The sequence below is a fragment of the Rhodococcus sp. no. 34 genome (genome assembly GCF_054589475.1).
The window spans coordinates 491,887-508,953 of sequence record NZ_BAAILK010000046.1; the positions used below are offsets into that span (position 1 = coordinate 491,887).

Sequence of the window (17,067 nt, forward strand, 5' to 3'; positions counted from 1 at the left end):
CACCACTCGCGCTGACGCACCGCACAAAGCACCGGCCACCGCTACTTCCCTCCCCCTCGGGAATGTGCGGTGGCCGGTGTTGTTCGCTGTGTCTACCGCAGCCGCCTGGGCCCCAGGTCGATTGCGCTCGGCTCAGGTCCGATTCGGACACGTGAATCGGTGATCTCCGCGCCGGTAGCCGAAGCGAGTACCGGCTCACAGGCCAGTTCGCGGACTTCGGGAATGTCGTCGGCCAGCGCCGAGATGCGCTGGACCAGATCAACCAACGCACCCTTGTTGACCGGAACGGCGTTGCGGTATCCGGAGAGAAGCGGCGCGGCCTTGGGCGCGTCGATCAATTCCGTAGCAGCGTCCTCGGTGAGTGGCAGTACGCGATAGGCACGGTCACCGAGGAGATCGGAGATCACACCGGCAAGCCCGAACGAGATCAGCGAACCGAACGACGGGTCGTCTTGGACACCAACCACACATCCGATGCCCTTGGTTGCCATTTTCTGCACGTGCAGCAGCGGTTCACCCGACGCGGCCGCAAGATCTCGGTAAGCGAGGCGCACCGATTCCGGTCCACTCAGATCCAGCCTGACACCGCCCAGATCCGGTCGGTGTCGCCACATTTCGCCGGTTGCCTTGACCGCGACCGGGTAGCCGACAGCATCCGCTGCCTCTACTGCTTCGTCTTCGCTCAGGACCGAACGGAATTCGACGACGGCGACCCCGTAACACTCGAGCAGCGCCGCCGCTTCCACATCTGAAAGCCAACGGCCAGGAGAGTTTTCAAGCCAATCTGCCACCATCTTCTGGGCTCGCTCGGAGTCGATACCCACGGGGCGAACCACCTTCGACGCAGGCTTGCTGCGCCACTCCGCGTATCGCCAAGCCCTCGCCAACGCCAGGGCGGCACGCTCCGGCCCCGGGTAGGACGGCACCGAACCGCGGGTCGGGTTACCGACTTCGTCACGAACTGCCAGGACGTCCGGCACACCCTCAGCTGCGAGGAACGTGGTGAGAATCGGCTTGTCCGAGCCTGCGACGGCGTCCTTGAGTGCTTTCGCGAACGGCTCGACCGGAATGGCTACCGGAGGAACGAAGACGGCGATGACGGCATCGACGTCGAACGACGCCAAAGCGTCGCGCACGGCAGTGGCGAAGAGTTCCGGACTCGCCTGGGCGCCGAGGTCGACCGGGTCGCTGACCTGCAGACCTTCACTGCGGGCCGCGTCCGCAGCAAGGACACCGAGCGCGGTCGAGTTGCCGATGACCGCAAGCCGGGGGCCGGCGGGCAACGGTTGGTATCCGAAGAGCAAGGCGCAGTCGAACAATTGTGAAATGGACCCGACCTGAATGACGCCCGCCTGTTCGAAGAGGGCGCGGACGATCGAATCGTCGATCTCGACTCCGGTGGCGGCGAGCACTGGCGGAACCGCGTGCCGACCGCTCTTCACTGCGACGATCGGCTTCTTCCGCGCAACTCGACGGGCGATGCGAGAGAACTTCCGTGGGTTGCCGAAGCTCTCCAGGTAGAGAAGGACCACTTCGGTGGACTGGTCGGAATCCCAGTACTGCAGAAGGTCGTTACCCGAGACGTCCGCACGGTTACCGGCGGAAACGAAGGCGGACAATCCGATTCGGCTGCGCGCGGCTTCGTCGAGAATGGCGATACCGAGCGCGCCGGACTGACAGAAGAAGCCGACGTTGCCTGCCACCGGCAAGACCGGCGCGAGCGTCGCATTCAACGAAATCGCCGGGTCGTTGTTCGCGACACCCAGCGCATTCGGGCCGATGAGGCGCATACCGTGAGCGCGCGCTGCATGGACCAGTTTGCGTTCGGACGAGCGCCCGTCCGGACCACTCTCACTGAAGCCCGACGAGACGACCACCAGCGCTTTGACGCCCTTGTCGAGGCAGTCGTCGAGTACCGAATTGATCGATTCTGCAGGTACAGCCACGACGGCGAGATCGACGTCGTCGGGGATGTCACGAACCGTCGGATATGCCCGAACGCCGTGTACCGAACGATGCTCTGCGTTGACGGGATAGACCGGTCCGGTGAATCCGCCGCGCAGCAGGTTGGTCAACACCGCGTTACCCACTTTGGCCGGGTCCGCTGATGCGCCGATCACCGCCACCGATCGCGGGCTGAGCACGTTTCCCATGCTGCGGGCCTCAGCTGCCCGCTCACGCGAATTACGTACTGAAACAAGCGCTTCCGTCGGGTCGATCGCGAATTCGAGTCTCAGCACGCCACCGTCGAAAGAGCGGCTCACCTGATACCCCGCCTCACGGAACACCGTCACCATGTTGCGGTTCTCGGAGAGGACCTCGGCGACGAACATCGTCAGACCGTTCTCGGCCGCTGCCGCTGCCAGGTACTCGAGCAGGATCGGGCCGAGGCCGCGCCCCTGGTGTGCGTCGGCGACGACGAAGGCGACCTCGGCAGACTTTCCGTCACCGACGTCGAGCAGTCGCTCGTATCGACCCACCGCGATGATCTCGTCGCCGAGCATCATCACGAACGCCACGCGGTTGTGGTGGTCGACCGTCGTGAAGTTCTTGACGTCGCGCGCCGACATCGTGGGGTACGGGCCGAAGTAGCGCAGATACCGGGTGCGCTCGGAGAGTTTGCCGTGGAATTCGACGAGCTTGTCCGCGTCTTCGGGAACGATGGGTCGCAACGCCACCGCTCCGCCGTCGGAGGCGAGAACATCGACTACCCAGGAATGGGGATAGGTGTGAGCGGGGTCGGTCTTCGGCGCCTGGCCGCTCGCCTCGCCGCCGGCAGCTTCGGTATCGGACTGTTCAGTCACGGGGATCCTCCGGGTCGAGTCCGAGTAGCGGGAACGAAGCGCGACGTGTCGCGATGATCGCCGAGTCGATACGGGTGAGTGCACGGTCCACCGAGGCGACACCTGTCTCCGGTGTACCACCCGGGCCGTCCCACGGCGTGTAGGCGACATCGCCGCCGTCCCCCATGGTCGGCGGGAGGTCGACGCTCGGCGCTCGCAGCTTCGTCGATTCCTTCCAGTCTTCCGGGACAGCGGTGTCGACGTCGATCTCGCGATCGAGCGCTGCAGCGATCAAGTGAGTCCATGCCCTCGGCACGACGCGCACCAGTCCGTATCCCCCGCCTCCGACTGCCAGCCACCGCCCCTCGGAGTATCGGTCGGCGAGGTCACGCATCGCCAAAAACGCGGCGCGCTGACCGTCGACGGTGAGGGCGAGATCCGCGAGCGGGTCCTCGCGGTGCGAGTCGACTCCGCACTGGCTGATGATGATCTGCGGGCGGAAGGCTGCAATGGCTCCCGGGACGACGGCGTGAAATGCACGCAGCCACAACGCGTCGACGGTTCCGGGCAGCACCGGGATGTTCACCGCCGTACCTTCGGCGGCCCCGTCGCCGACTTCGCTCGACCATCCGGTGTTCGGCCACAAGGTTGCCGGGTGCTGATGCAGCGAGACCGTGAGCACCCGCGGGTCCCCGAGGAACGCATGTTGCACTCCGTCGCCGTGGTGAGCGTCGACGTCGATGTAGGCGATGCGGTCGTAGCCGTTGTCGAGCAGCCACGAAATCGCAACCGCCGCATCGTTGTAGACGCAGAATCCAGAGGCCCAATCCGCCATCGCGTGGTGCATGCCGCCGCCGATGCTGACCGCGCGCCTCGTACGTCCCGAAGCGATTTCCTGCGCTGCGGCCAGCGAGCCGCCGGCGAGGATCGCACTGGCTTCGTGCATGTGCGGGAAGACCGGGTTGTCCTCGGTACCGAGCCCGTGGGGAACATCCTGGCCGCTCACACCGTTGTTCGCAGAGTTACCCGCGTCTTTGACCGCTGCAAGATATGCCGGTGTGTGGATTCTGAGGAGGTCGGCATCGGACGCGGCACTCGGTTCGAGAAATTCGACGCCCTCGAGAAGTCCGAGGCTTCGCGAGAGTGCCATCGTGAGATCGAGGCGAGTGGGATTCATCGGGTGATCGGCGCTCCACCGATAGCTCAGGTACTCCGGACTCCACACCACGACTCGATTCGCTCGAGACGCCGCGGGGTCCCCGTCAGATCTGATCGACGCGGTCATGGGATCACGCTACTTCCTTCTCGTTTCGTGCTGCACACCACACTCGTGGCCCGCTTCGGAGACCGAGATCGAGTGACACGAATCCAATTCGGACACGCGCTGGACTCGCCGCGGTGGAGGCGGCACCGGAACCACGAACTGAACGGTAGAATGATCAACTGACGAAGGGGTTGAGTGTGAAGGATCTAGTCGACACCACGGAGATGTATCTCCGGACGATCTACGACTTGGAAGAAGAGGGCGTAGTCCCACTCCGGGCGCGGATCGCCGAACGGCTCGAACAGAGCGGACCCACCGTCAGCCAGACTGTTGCGCGTATGGAGCGTGACGGCTTGCTGATGGTCGCCGGCGATCGACATCTGGAACTCACCGACAAGGGTCGCGATCTCGCGATCTCTGTCATGCGTAAGCACCGGTTGGCAGAGCGCCTGCTGGTGGACGTCATCGGTCTCAAATGGGAAGACGTACATGCCGAGGCATGCCGTTGGGAGCACGTGATGAGCGAGGAGGTCGAGCGTCGGCTCGTCGTCGTTCTGAACAACCCCACGACGTCGCCCTACGGCAACCCGATTCCGGGCTTGGACCAGTTGGGACTCGACGGCCCGGTTGCCACCACCGAAACATTGGTGCGCCTGACCGATATTCCGCACGGCGCACAGACAGCTGTGGTCGTTCGGCGACTGGCCGAGCACGTGCAGTCCGATCCCGAGGTGATCGCGCAGCTGCGTGACGCCGGCGTCGTTCCCGACGCCAGGGTGACGGTCGAAACCCGTCCGGGCTCGGTGACGATCATCGTGCCGGGTCACAGCGGGTTCGACCTGTCCGAGGAAATGGCTCACGCCGTTCAGGTCAAGCAGGTCTGAGGAAGTAGATGAAACTCCTGGTCACCGGCGGCGCCGGTTACGTCGGCAGTGTGTGCAGCACTGTGTTGCTCGAGCGTGGACACGAGGTTGTCGTCATCGACGACCTCTCCACCGGAAATGCCGACGCGGTGCCTGCCGGTGCCGAGTTCATCGAAGGAGACGTGGGAGCGCTTGCTGCCGATGTCCTCGGCAGTGCGGGTTCACCGGTTTTCGACGGTGTGCTTCACTTCGCGGCGCAGTCGCTGGTCGGCGAATCGGTGCTGCACCCCGAAAAGTACTGGCGCGGAAACGTCGTCACGACCATCGAGTTGCTCGAGGCTATCCGTGTCTCCGGTACTCCCCGCCTCGTGTTCTCGTCCACCGCCGCTACGTACGGCGAACCGGAGCAGTCCCCCATCGTGGAGACCGCTCCGACCCGCCCCACCAATCCGTACGGCGCGACCAAGCTCGCGATCGATCATGCGATCACCTCGTACTCGATCGCCCACGGCCTCGGTGCGACGAGCTTGCGTTACTTCAACGTCGCAGGTGCGTACAAGTCCGCCGGCGAGAACCGGGTGATCGAAACCCACCTGATTCCACTCGTCCTGCAGGTCGCGCTCGAACAGCGGGACAAGATCTCGGTCTTCGGAACCGACTGGCCCACGCCGGACGGAACCGCGGTACGCGACTACATCCACGTGCTGGACCTCGCCGAAGCACATCTACTGGCGCTCGAATCCTCGGTTCCCGGCGAGCACCGCATCTACAACCTCGGAAGCGGTGCCGGCTTCAGCGTGCGCGAGGTGATCGCCGCCTGTGCGCGGGTCACCGGCCTGCCGATCAACGTCGAGGACGCGTCACGACGGCTGGGTGATCCGGCAGTACTGATCGCATCGAGCGACAAGGCGATTGCCGAACTGGGTTGGACGCCCACGCGTACCGATCTCGACGTCATCGTCGCCGACGCATGGCAGTTCCTCCAGGATCTGGGCGACCGCTCACACGCTGCTCGCTAGCTTCCATTCGGCAGTGCCGGCGGCAAGCCGGTGATTCCGAGCGATTCCCCGATGGACAATCCGACGGCCGCGAGGTCACGGATTCCGTCGGGGCGCATACCGGATTGCAGCGATAGATCCAGCAATCCCGCCAAGGTGTGTTCCGAATCGGCCGACAGCGCGGCCGACAGCGCAACACCTGCCAGAGGTCCGTCGCCACGCACGTATGCAAAGAAGCCGAGAAGTGTTGCCGGCCAAGCTCGTTCGGGCAACGGGACTTCATGGGTGAGCACGAGCCACAATTGCTCAGCATGTGCCGCAACGGACGTGATCGCCAATCCCAGCACCACGTCGCGCACGCGTACGTCCGTCAATGCGACCACCAGATCGGCGCATTCCTGCGGGTCAGGGCGGTGAGCGCCTGCCTCGACACGGCGGACGTGTTCCAACACCAGATCGATCCGGCACTGAACTGCGGTTTCACCGCTCGGTTCCCCACTGTGCGCGCTCGACTCTCGTCGGCTCGCGATCAGTCGGGCAATCGTGTCGTGATTGCGAGCGGCGCCGTGTACCCACCGGACCAGTTCCTCACGCGAACGGCGAATGACCCTCCCGCCCAACACCTGTGCTGCTGCAACCGACGAAGATGCCGGGTCTGGCAGGGTGCCGCGGTGAATCGAACGCATGACGCTCGTCCACGGCTGGCCAGATTCTATTGCGGCCGTGCACAATACGTCGGCCAGCTCGACGCAGGTTCCGCAGAGCATGTCTTCGAATACCTCGGCCAGATCGATGGTTTCATCGATCAGAGTTTCAGCTGCCGAGCAATCGGTGATCACCACGAGAACGACCGCACGCGCGCCTTCCCCGTCACAGACGGCGGCGAACTGGCGCAGCGCCGCGCTCATCTGCCTCGCGGGCTTTCCCCTGACACTGGGAAAGTAGTCGTGCCGCATCACTGGTCCGAGCGTCGAGGCAGAGGCGCCCATCAGAGACAGCGCAACGACGGAGTTGGACGGATGGAAGCCCAGGAGTGCGGGTATTGCCGCGATCAATTCGCCTGGATCGGAGACGCGTTCGACGCATCCGAGAAGGGCGGCAAGGTCGTCGTCGGAGAATTCGAATTCTCCAGGAAGAGGTGATGTCGTCATGCACACACCGTCGCTGATCACCCTGACCCGGCCGTCTGCTCGACCAGGGAAAACAGCTGCGTCCAACTCGTCTGTGGATTACCGCATTTGTTGGGGACCAAGTACCGCGCCGCACCGAGCAGTTCCGCTACTTGTCGGACCTGTGTGCTGCGAAATCACTTGCCTGCTTTGACCTTCTGTACGGCTGCGGTGAACGCTTGATCCAGCGGTGCCGTCGAGGGCGTCGCAGAACCGAACGTCATCAGTGTTGTCGCCACCCGTACGTCGCCGACCTGCGCGATCAAGGTCAGCATCGTCTGATCACCGGCTGTGGCCTTGGGGGACACGACAGTGCGGCGAAGTGACATCGTCTTGTCGGCATCGATCGGCGACGGCGGAAGAATTTCCGTCGTCACTGTCGTAGTGACGCCGTTCGCAGTGACAGTCATGGACGGGCACTGCCGAGTTTGCGCTTCCAACTCGTCCAGTGGTGCATCGACCTTCGTGAGTTCGACCGAAATCGTTGCCCTCGTCGCGTTGTCGGTCCCGACCGCCATCACGGTCCCGTTCGGACCGTAATCCTGTTCCGGTGGCTCACATTCGGACGGATCGACGGTGGCACCGCGCGGGACGCCGACTAGATCCGGCGCTGCCATCGGAACGGCTTGCGGGGGCAGCACAACAGCGCCGAAGGGCTCAGGGAATTCCTCGGGAGTCAGCAGCAGTTCGGACAGCGGTGCCGCCGTTTTCGGAGAGGTGGATTTCGGCGTCGAGGATTTGGGTGCAGCCGTCGTACTCGGCGCCGCCGAGCCGCTGTCGGTCGCACCGGCAGTCGCCGGCACGGAGTCCGGAACGGGTGCTCCTTGGACAGACCCGGAGCAGCCCGCGAGTAGTGCAACGGCGGCCACCGCAGCAAGTGAGCATGCGGCCACTCGCCTGGACGATCGTGGACACACCCGCATGTAAGCCTCCGCACTCGACCGATCCCGACACTCGACCAATCCATTTCGGACAAATCGGCCGTGCCGACCTTGTCTTCCACTCTGCCATGTCCGAAGCCGCGCACCCGACATCTAGCGAACGCCCAGGCCAAGTGTCGAAAGATACCGCTCGGCTTCGCTCTCGGCGAACGCCCGTCTCGTCGGATCGGGAATGATCGGTCACCGACTCGGTGTTCTTACCGATGAACGTCTGATCCAGTGCTGTCGGGCACCTGACTCCGATGCTGTCGAGCGTGCGCCGATAGTGGACACTTGAGATCAAGACCGAAGAGCGAAGGGGACTGCGATGGACGAACAGTCGAGGATGTACGAGCTGGAATTTCCGGCGCCCCAGTTGGCGGCTGCCGACGGCCAGGGACCGATCCTGATTCACGGACTCGAGGGTTACTCCGACGCCGGTCACGCCGTGAAGTTGGCGACGACGCATCTGCGCGAAAGCCTCGAGACCGAGCTTGTCGCGTCGTTTGCTGTCGACGAGCTGATCGACTACCGCTCACGTCGACCGACGATGACGTTCAAGGCCGATCATTTCTCCGATTACGACGCTCCGGCGCTCAATCTGTACGCACTGCGCGATACGGCCGGCACGCCGTTCCTGCTGCTCGCGGGGATGGAACCGGACCTCAAGTGGGAGCGGTTCACCACAGCCGTTCGCCTGTTGTCCGAACAGTTGGGAGTGCGTCGAACCATCGGGCTCAACGCGATTCCGATGGCAATCCCGCACACCCGACCGCTCGGCGTGACAGCACATTCGACCAACAAGGACCTGATCCAGGACCATCAGCGTTGGTCAGGTGAACTGCAGGTTCCCGGCAGCGCATCATCACTGCTCGAGCTTCGTATGTCTCAGCACGGGCACGAGGCGATGGGCTTTTCGGTGCATGTCCCCCACTACCTCGCGCAAACGGACTACCCGGGCGCCGCAGAAACTTTGCTCGAAAACGTTTCCGAGGTTTCGGATCTGGAGTTGCCGTTGGTTGCACTGGGTGAGGCCGCGGCGCGCGTTCGGGAACAGGTTAACGAGCACATAGCCGGGAACGAAGAAGTTCAGACTGTAGTCCACGCTTTGGAGCGTCAATACGACACTTTTGTCGCCGCTCAGGAACAACAGTCGTCCCTTCTGGCCGGCGAGGCCGACCTTCCCAGCGGTGACGAGATCGGCGCAGAGTTCGAAAAGTTCCTGGCCGAACAGGCAGGAAATGACGACTTCGGCTCAGCTGGAGACCTCGATCGAGGCGACAACTGACGAAAATGTGACGGGCGGGGCGCATAATTCGACATTGTGCGCATTCCGCAACCCCTCCGTTACCTGGGCTGTTGTTCAGGACACATCCGTCGGATAGCCTCGAACTCTGTGTGATTTTCGTTGACGGCTCAACAACTGGAGCAGACAGTCAACGTGGTCACACGCCGAGCCAGGAGGCGACATGAGCAGACCACGGAACCGTCAGCTCCGACCGGTCCCCGACGAGGAACCGCGGATGATGTTCCGGACGATTCACGGCTACCGACGCGCATTTCGGATAGCCGGCGAGGGTCCGGCAGTACTGCTCCTGCACGGAATCGGCGACAACTCGTCGACGTGGACCGAGATCATTCCCCACCTCGCCAAGAAGTACACGGTCATCGCACCTGACCTGTTGGGTCACGGCCGTTCCGACAAGCCACGCGCGGATTACTCGGTAGCCGCGTACGCCAACGGCATGCGGGATCTTCTGTCGACGCTCGGCATCGAGCACGTCACCGTCATCGGGCACTCGCTCGGCGGCGGCGTAGCGATGCAGTTCTCCTACCAATTCCCACACATGGTGGATCGCCTCGTGCTGGTCTCGGCCGGTGGCGTCACCAAGGACGTCCATCCGCTGCTGCGCCTCATGTCCGTTCCGGTGGTCAACGAGGTGGTAAAGCTGCTCCGGATACCTGGTGCGATGCCGCTCGTCCGGATGGCCGGGAACCTTGCCGGCGTAGTTCACGGTTCAAATCTGCGTCCCGGCACCATGTTGCACGACACACCGGACCTGATTCGCGTGCTCGCTGATCTCCCCGACCCCACTGCCTACGAGGCCTACCTTCGTACGCTGCGGGCCGTCGTGGACTGGCGCGGACAGGTCGTCACGATGCTCGACCGCTGTTATCTGACCGAGAATCTGCCGGTTCAACTGATCTGGGGCGACGACGACTCCGTCATTCCCGTCTCCCACGCTCATCTCGCGCACGCGGCGATGCCGAACTCACGCCTCGAAGTCTTCCGCGGCTCGGGCCACTTCCCGTTCCGCGACGATCCGATGCGTTTCCTGCAGATCGTCGAAGATTTTCTTTCCAGCACCGCACCACTCGTCTTCGACGAGGCTCGCTGGCGCCACATGCTGATCTCCGGGGTCGGCGAGAACACCATCACCGGAACGTCGTCCACCCGCATGGCGGTGCTCGACGCCATGGGCTCGGACGAGCGAAGCGCAACCTGATCCACGGTTGCGGCTAGCCTGTACGAGTGCTGCTGACGGAACTTCTCCCCGACAACGCGGATCCTGATTCCGTTTTCGACGCCTTCTCTTCGTGGACCATCGAACGAGGTTTGACGCTCTACCCGGCCCAAGAAGAGGCCGTCATGGAGTTGGTCTCGGGTGCAAACGTGATCCTTGCGACGCCGACCGGGTCAGGCAAATCGATGGTGGCGATCGGCGCGCATTTCTATGCGATGTCGCTCGGCAAGCGCACGTACTACACAGCGCCGATCAAGGCCTTGGTGAGCGAGAAGTTCTTTGCACTGTGTGAGGTCTTCGGTGCCGAGAACGTCGGCATGATGACTGGCGACGCCGCCGTGAACTCGTCGGCGCCGATCATTTGTGCGACGGCCGAAATCGTCGCGAATCTTGCACTGCGCGAGGGCCCGAACTCCGATATCGGCCAGGTCGTGATGGACGAGTTCCACTTCTACTCCGAACCCGATCGAGGTTGGGCGTGGCAGGTTCCGCTCATCGAGTTGCCGCACGCCCAGTTCCTGTTGATGTCGGCAACTCTCGGTGAAGTCGACTTCTTCTCCGAAGATCTGACGCGGCGTACCGGGAAACCCACCACCGTCGTCTCCGGCACAGAACGCCCCGTGCCTTTGATGTTCTCCTACGCGACCACGCCGGTCGGCGAAACCATCGAAGATCTGGTGACCACCAACCAGTCCCCCGTCTACATCGTGCATTTCACGCAGGCCGCCGCCCTCGAACGCGCCCAGGCACTGACGAGCGTCAATTTCTGTTCCAAAGAAGAGAAGGAAGCGATCGCCGAGGCGCTGGGTGGTTTCCGCTTCACCACCGGGTTCGGAAAAACACTCTCCCGCCTGGTCCGGCACGGCATCGGCGTTCACCATGCGGGCATGCTGCCCAAGTACCGACGGCTCATCGAAGTTCTCGCACAGGACGGGCTTCTCAAGGTGATTTGCGGTACCGACACCCTCGGCGTCGGCATCAACGTCCCGATCCGCACGGTGCTGCTCACGGGTCTGGCCAAGTACGACGGTGTCCGTACTCGACATCTGAAAGCCCGCGAGTTCCATCAGATCGCCGGTCGCGCGGGTCGTGCAGGCTACGACACGATGGGCACCGTCGTCGTACAGGCACCGGAACACGAAGTAGAGAATCTGCGGGCAGTCGCCAAGGCCGGCGACGATCCGAAGAAGATCAAGAAGATTCAACGCAAGAAGGCTCCCGAGGGGTTTGTGTCCTGGAGCGAAGCGACGTTCGATCGCTTGGTCGCGGCCTCGCCCGAGCCGTTGGTGTCGCGATTCTCGGTCAGCAACTCGATGCTGCTCAATGTCATTGCCCGCCCGGGTAACTGCTTCGACGCGATGCGGCACCTGTTGGGGGACAACCACGAATCGCGTCCGGCGCAGCGCAAGCACATCCTCAAAGCGATCTCGCTGTATCGCGGATTGCTCAGCGCCGGCATCGTGGAACGCCTCGACGAACCCGACGAGTACGGCCGCATGGCTCGGTTGACGATGGACCTGCAACGCGACTTCGCCTTGAACCAGCCACTCTCACCGTTCGCCTTGGCGGCATTCGAACTTCTCGACGTCGAATCCGACAGTTACGCACTCGATGTCGTCTCGATCATCGAGTCGACGCTCGACGATCCGCGTCAGGTTCTGATGGCGCAGCAGCACTTCGCTCGTGGCGAAGCGGTTGCGCAGATGAAGGCCGACGGCATCGAGTACGAGGAGCGCATGGAACTCCTCGAAGAGGTTACGTGGCCGAAACCGTTGTCGGACTTGCTGTTCCCGGCTTTCGAAATGTACCGGGGTGGCCACCCGTGGATCACCGAGTTCGCCCTCTCCCCCAAGTCCGTGGTGCGCGACATGATCGAACGCGCCATGACGTTTGCCGAGTTGATCAGCCATTACGGACTCACCCGGTCCGAGGGCCTCGTCCTGCGCTACCTCGCCGACGCCTACCGCGCGCTGCGACAGACCGTCCCGACGGAAGCGCGCACCGAGGAACTCGAAGACATCATCGAGTGGTTGGGCGAGCTGATCCGTCAGGTCGACTCGAGCCTGCTCGACGAATGGGAGTCACTCACCGACCCCGGAGCCGAGGCAGATACGGAAGAGGTTGCGTTCGGCGCCGACATTCCCCGTCCCATCTCGGCGAACCCGCGCGCATTCCGCGTCATGGTGCGCAATGCGATGTTCCGACGCATCGACCTCGCGTCGCGTCGGCAGTGGAATGAGCTGGAAAACCTCGAGGACGGTATCGACGCCGCCGAGTGGGAGGAGCAACTACTCCCGTACTTCGAGGAGTACGCAACAATCGGAACCGGGCCATCGGCGCGCGGGCCGGCGCTCTTCCAGGTCACCGAAGAGGGTGAGTTCTGGCGGGTGCGGCAGGTGCTCGAGGATCCGGAGGGCGATCACGGATGGGCACTGCTTGCCGTCGTCGACATCCCGGAATCGGATGCCGCGGGTGAAATCGTGTTCGACGAGCTGAGCGTCGTAGAAGGCTAGCGCCTGTGCGCCTTTCTGGTAGTCGGCGCTACCAAAAAGGCGCACAGGGGGCGTCAGCCCCTTCGAGCCTTCCGCGGCTGGTTGCGGCGAGCAGCGCGCTTTTCCTTGATGCGAACGTTCTCGGCCCGCACCTCGGCCTGAACAGCGCGTTCCTTTTCGAGCCATTCGGGCTTCTCTTCGAGGAGTGCGGCGATCTGATCCGTGGTGAGTGCTTCTTCGACGCCGCCGCGGGCCAGGCCGGCGATCGATACGCCCAGCTTGGCTGCGATGACCGGGCGAGGGTGCGGTCCGGTGCGTCGCAGCTCCAGCAGCCACTCCGGCGGATCGGTCTGCAGAGCGGTCAGCTCGTCACGAGTCACGTCGCCTTCCTGGAACTGCGCAGGTGTTGCTTCCAGGTACACACCCAGCTTCTTGGCAGCCGTCGTCGGCTTCATCGTCTGGGGAGTTTTGTTCGACGTCATGCAACAAGAGTAACCAGCCGATACGGGTGCTTTTACCAAGGCGGTAGCCTTGCCTGGTGACAGACGCGGATAGTCAGGCAATTTTTCGACTCGCGTACGCCCCGGGGGTGACGCCCACCAAGTGGGTCCGGGTGTGGCACGAGCGGCTCCCCGAGGTGCGTCTGGAACTTGTTCAGTTCCCGGTTCTCGAACTCGAAGCTGCACTTCGCGCCGGTGAAGCAGATGCAGGTTTGGTTCGACTGCCGATCGACCGGACCGGCATCAGCGCCATCTCGCTGTACGCGGAAACCCCGGTGGTGGTGGTACCGAAGGATCACGTGTTCACTACTGTCGATCAGATTTCCGTCGACGATCTGGCCGACGAGATAGTGCTCGATCCTCTCGACGACAGACTCGACTGGCCGACCCGTCCCGGAAAGACCGCCGCCGAGCGACCCGCGACCATCGCCGACGCCATCGAGTTGGTGGCCGCCGGCGTCGGAGTTGTCGTGGTTCCCCATTCGCTGGCGCGGTTCCACCATCGCAAGGACCTGACCTTCCGTCCGGTGGACGGTGCGCCCGAGGCACCTGTGGCTTTGGCATGGATGGAGTCCAAGACCACAGATCTGGTCGAGGAACTTATCGGCATCGTGCGGGGCCGAACGGCGCAGAGTTCCCGCGGCCGAAACGGTGAGCCGGCGGAGAAGATCAAGGGCTCCGTCAAGGCCAAGATCGCGGCCCGCGAGCGTCGCGCAGAAGCTGCCAAGAACGGGCAGAAAGCTAAGGGCGCCGGCACCGCGAAGAACATATCCGGACGCAACGCCGGTTCCGGTAAGGCCAAGGCGGGCGGCAAATCAGGCAGCGGCAAGTCCGGTGGGACCAAGAGTTCGGGTGGCCGGTTCTCCGGAAAGCAGAAGGGCCGCTAGGGCTTCAACTGGCAACTCGGAGGATCGCTGCCGGACAATGCTGAACTGATCAGGCGCGACAGACTCGGGCTGTGGTCTCGCGAATTGGCGCATCGTCGAACTCCGTCGAGCATGATGAGAGTATGACTCCCGCGAGTTCTTCAGCCCTCGACGAATTGGTAGCGGCACTCCCCGAGGGAGCCGTCCTGCTGGATCCGGACGTGACCGCGGGCTACCGCCAGGACTGGGCTGCCGATCCGGCCGCCGGCCACCCCGCTGCCGTGGTTCGCGCTACGTGCACCGAAGACATCCAAACCGTGATGCGATGGGCAACCGCCAATCGCGTACCGGTGGTTCCCAGAGGTGCCGGCTCGGGCCTGTCCGGTGGATCCAGCGCCGTCGACGGTTGCATCGTGGTCAGCACCGAGCGAATGCGACAGATCACGATCGACCCGGTCGCCCGGGTGGCGGTTACTCAGCCCGGCTTGATGAATGCGGAGGTCAAGAAAGCCGCCGCAGAGCACGGACTCTGGTACCCACCTGACCCGTCGTCCTTCGAGATCTGTTCCATCGGCGGCAATGCAGCCACCAACGCCGGCGGACTCTGCTGCGTCAAGTACGGAGTTACCACCGACTACGTTCTCGGACTCCGGGTCGTGCTGGCGGACGGTACAGCTGTCAGCCTCGGAGGTCCCCTTCTCAAGGACGTCGCCGGACTCTCACTCACCAAACTGTTCGTGGGCAGCGAGGGCACTCTCGGCATCATCACGGAAATCACGTTGCGTTTGATTCCCGCGCAGCCGCCCGCATCAACCGTCGTCGCGTCGTTCGACTCGGTACAAGAAGCTGCCGACGCGGTCTTGGCGATCACCAGCAACATGCGTCCGGCGATGCTCGAGTTCATGGATCACGCCAGTATCAATGCTGTCGAGGATTCGGTACGCATGGGTCTCAACCGCAAGGCTCACGCACTACTGCTCGCGCAGTCCGACGCACCCGGCGCGGCAGGCGTGCTGGAAATCGAGACGATTGTTCAGGCGTGCGAAAACAACGGAGCCACCGAAGTATTCGCCACCGATGACCAGGCCGAAGGTGACGCTTTTGCGGCGGCACGGCGAGCGGTGTTCCCGGCCGTGCTCGCGATGGGAAGTCTGCTTCTCGAAGACGTGGGCGTTCCCATGCGCGCACTCCCCCAGCTGGTAACCGGGGTCGAAGCCATCGCAGACGACCTCGACGTCCTGATCTGCACGGTGGCGCACGCCGGAGACGGAAACACCCACCCGCTCATCGTCTTCGACCCCGCAGACCCGGACATGTCCGAACGCGCACAGATCGCATTCGGACGGGTGATGGATCTCGCCATCGCGCTCGGCGGCACGATCACCGGCGAACACGGGGTGGGTCGACTCAAGCGCGACTGGCTGCCGTCACAGTTGGGTGAAGACGTCATGGCCCTCAATCGCAAGGTCAAGGATGCGCTCGACCCGCTGGGAATTCTCAATCCCGGAGCGGTCATTGCCGTGAAAGAAGGCTCTCTCGACTAGCTTTCACGTCGACGTCGAACGAGTTACGTCATCGAGGAACCGTCGGGCTGACCGAACGGACCAGCTCGGCCAGCTGACGGAATCCTTCTGCTCGGCCACTCGACGAGCGGAACACGACGCCGATCGTGCGACCGGGAGCTGGCGAAGCGAAACGCGCCGTCGACAAGTCCCCGCGTCGAACCTCCACTGCAACAGCCGATTCCGGGACCAAAGTCACCCCGAGTCCCCCGGCCACACATTGCACGACTGTCGCGAGAGAGGTAGCCCGCGTGTCGCCGGCAAGCGGATGGGCGTCTACCGAACGGCACAGATCCAACGTCTGGTCACGCAGGCAGTGGCCGTCGTCGAGCAAGAGCAACGGCAGCGCGTCGAGCACGTCCGCCGTGAGATCGACACGTCCGGCCAAGGAATGATCGTTCGGCACGACCATCACAAAATCCTCTTCGTACACAGGAACTTCCACCAGGCCAGGTGTTCCGGCAGGAAGCGCCAACACCGCGACGTCGAGCGCTCCCGATCGCAGTGCATCGAGTAGGCGCGCCGTTTGATCCTCGACTATTTGCGGCGCCAACGACGGCAACTTCTCGCGCAGCTCCGGCAACAACCCCGGAAGAATGTAGGGCGCAACGGTCGGGATCAACCCGATGCGTAGCGGTCCGGTCAGAGAGTCGCCGGAGCCGGCCGCGCTCGCGACGAAACCGTCGGCAGCTTCGAGAATCTGCTTGGCCTGACCGAGCAAGCGCTGTCCGTCCGCGGTCACGAGCACGCGTCGCGTACTGCGTTCGATCAGTTTGACCCCTAGTCCCGCCTCGAGAGCTGCCAGCGCCTGCGACAGTGTGGGTTGGCTCACACCGGAACGCGCTGCGGCAGTACCGAAATGCCGATACTCGGCGACCGACACGAAGGCACGCAGCTGTGACAAGGAAGGTTGATAAGTCTGATCAGACATGCCTATCAGTGTAGTGCCACCCATCACCTTTACCTTTTGAACGGTTTGATGCAGAATGGACTCATACCAAAAAGCGCCGGTCACAACCTCGACACTCCAGTCGAAACCGTCCGACCCGCTGACGGTGACAAACCCTCTCGATCCAGCACGTTCGGCCGTCACAGTCCGAACAGCCGGATCGTGTGCGCAAGAAA

13 protein-coding genes are annotated in these 17,067 nt (G+C 63.3%); 7 read left to right on the forward strand and 6 right to left on the reverse strand.

Annotation, left to right across the window (positions count from 1 at the left end; all coding sequences use genetic code 11):
* Positions 1 to 92: 92 nt before the first annotated feature.
* On the reverse strand, positions 93 to 2,804 hold the full coding sequence (locus ACYP01_RS23450; protein ID WP_030536893.1) for a bifunctional acetate--CoA ligase family protein/GNAT family N-acetyltransferase: 2,712 nt from the start codon (positions 2,802 to 2,804) through the stop codon (positions 93 to 95).
* Entirely contained in the window at positions 2,797 to 4,068 is a 1,272-nt protein-coding gene (locus tag ACYP01_RS23455; protein WP_165638343.1) for an acetoin utilization protein AcuC, read from the reverse strand. The genes ACYP01_RS23450 and ACYP01_RS23455 overlap by 8 nt, the downstream gene beginning before the upstream one ends.
* Positions 4,069 to 4,244: 176 nt before the next feature.
* Here ACYP01_RS23455 and ACYP01_RS23460 point away from each other — a divergent pair, with 176 nt between their 5' ends.
* Positions 4,245 to 4,931, forward strand: coding sequence for a metal-dependent transcriptional regulator (locus ACYP01_RS23460; RefSeq protein ID WP_003942150.1), 687 nt, complete (start codon positions 4,245 to 4,247; stop codon positions 4,929 to 4,931).
* Positions 4,932 to 4,939: 8 nt separating this feature from the next.
* The gene (gene galE / locus ACYP01_RS23465; protein WP_003942257.1) at positions 4,940 to 5,929 is read left to right on the forward strand and encodes a UDP-glucose 4-epimerase GalE; all 990 of its coding nucleotides are present in this window, start codon (positions 4,940 to 4,942) and stop codon (positions 5,927 to 5,929) included.
* Here galE and ACYP01_RS23470 read toward each other — a convergent pair.
* Entirely contained in the window at positions 5,926 to 7,059 is a 1,134-nt protein-coding gene (locus tag ACYP01_RS23470) for a DUF4192 domain-containing protein (RefSeq protein ID WP_459682722.1), read from the reverse strand. The genes galE and ACYP01_RS23470 overlap by 4 nt on opposite strands.
* A 155-nt stretch (positions 7,060 to 7,214) precedes the next feature.
* A complete protein-coding gene (locus tag ACYP01_RS23475; RefSeq protein WP_459682724.1) occupies positions 7,215 to 7,970 on the reverse strand; it encodes a sensor domain-containing protein in 756 nt (251 codons plus the stop codon).
* 355 nt (positions 7,971 to 8,325) lie between these two features.
* Here ACYP01_RS23475 and ACYP01_RS23480 point away from each other — a divergent pair, with 355 nt between their 5' ends.
* From ACYP01_RS23480 to ACYP01_RS23490, 3 genes are all read left to right on the forward strand, one after another.
* Positions 8,326 to 9,285 (forward strand): proteasome assembly chaperone family protein, encoded by a 960-nt coding sequence (locus ACYP01_RS23480; RefSeq protein ID WP_003942198.1) that lies wholly within the window; start codon positions 8,326 to 8,328, stop codon positions 9,283 to 9,285.
* A gap of 181 nt (positions 9,286 to 9,466) precedes the next feature.
* A complete protein-coding gene (locus ACYP01_RS23485; RefSeq protein WP_007732813.1) occupies positions 9,467 to 10,504 on the forward strand; it encodes an alpha/beta fold hydrolase in 1,038 nt (345 codons plus the stop codon).
* Between the two features lie 26 nt (positions 10,505 to 10,530).
* On the forward strand, positions 10,531 to 13,035 hold the full coding sequence (locus ACYP01_RS23490) for a DEAD/DEAH box helicase (RefSeq protein WP_459682727.1): 2,505 nt from the start codon (positions 10,531 to 10,533) through the stop codon (positions 13,033 to 13,035).
* 53 nt (positions 13,036 to 13,088) lie between these two features.
* Here the strand turns inward: ACYP01_RS23490 and ACYP01_RS23495 are convergent, their stop codons facing one another.
* Positions 13,089 to 13,496: a DUF5997 family protein gene (locus ACYP01_RS23495; protein WP_007732807.1), complete on the reverse strand. Its 408-nt coding sequence runs from the start codon at positions 13,494 to 13,496 to the stop codon at positions 13,089 to 13,091.
* Positions 13,497 to 13,552: 56 nt separating this feature from the next.
* Between ACYP01_RS23495 and ACYP01_RS23500 the strand changes: the two genes are divergently transcribed.
* Both ACYP01_RS23500 and ACYP01_RS23505 read left to right on the forward strand, forming a co-directional pair.
* Complete coding sequence (locus tag ACYP01_RS23500) at positions 13,553 to 14,401, forward strand: LysR substrate-binding domain-containing protein (protein ID WP_003942255.1); 849 nt, start codon at positions 13,553 to 13,555, stop codon at positions 14,399 to 14,401.
* A gap of 122 nt (positions 14,402 to 14,523) precedes the next feature.
* Positions 14,524 to 15,924, forward strand: coding sequence for an FAD-binding oxidoreductase (locus ACYP01_RS23505; RefSeq protein WP_064444536.1), 1,401 nt, complete (start codon positions 14,524 to 14,526; stop codon positions 15,922 to 15,924).
* Between the two features lie 28 nt (positions 15,925 to 15,952).
* Here ACYP01_RS23505 and ACYP01_RS23510 read toward each other — a convergent pair whose 3' ends face one another.
* Positions 15,953 to 16,873 carry a hydrogen peroxide-inducible genes activator gene (locus tag ACYP01_RS23510; RefSeq protein ID WP_042920013.1) on the reverse strand — a complete coding sequence of 307 codons (921 nt, stop codon included), beginning with the start codon at positions 16,871 to 16,873 and terminating at the stop codon, positions 15,953 to 15,955.
* Positions 16,874 to 17,067: the final 194 nt, after the last annotated feature.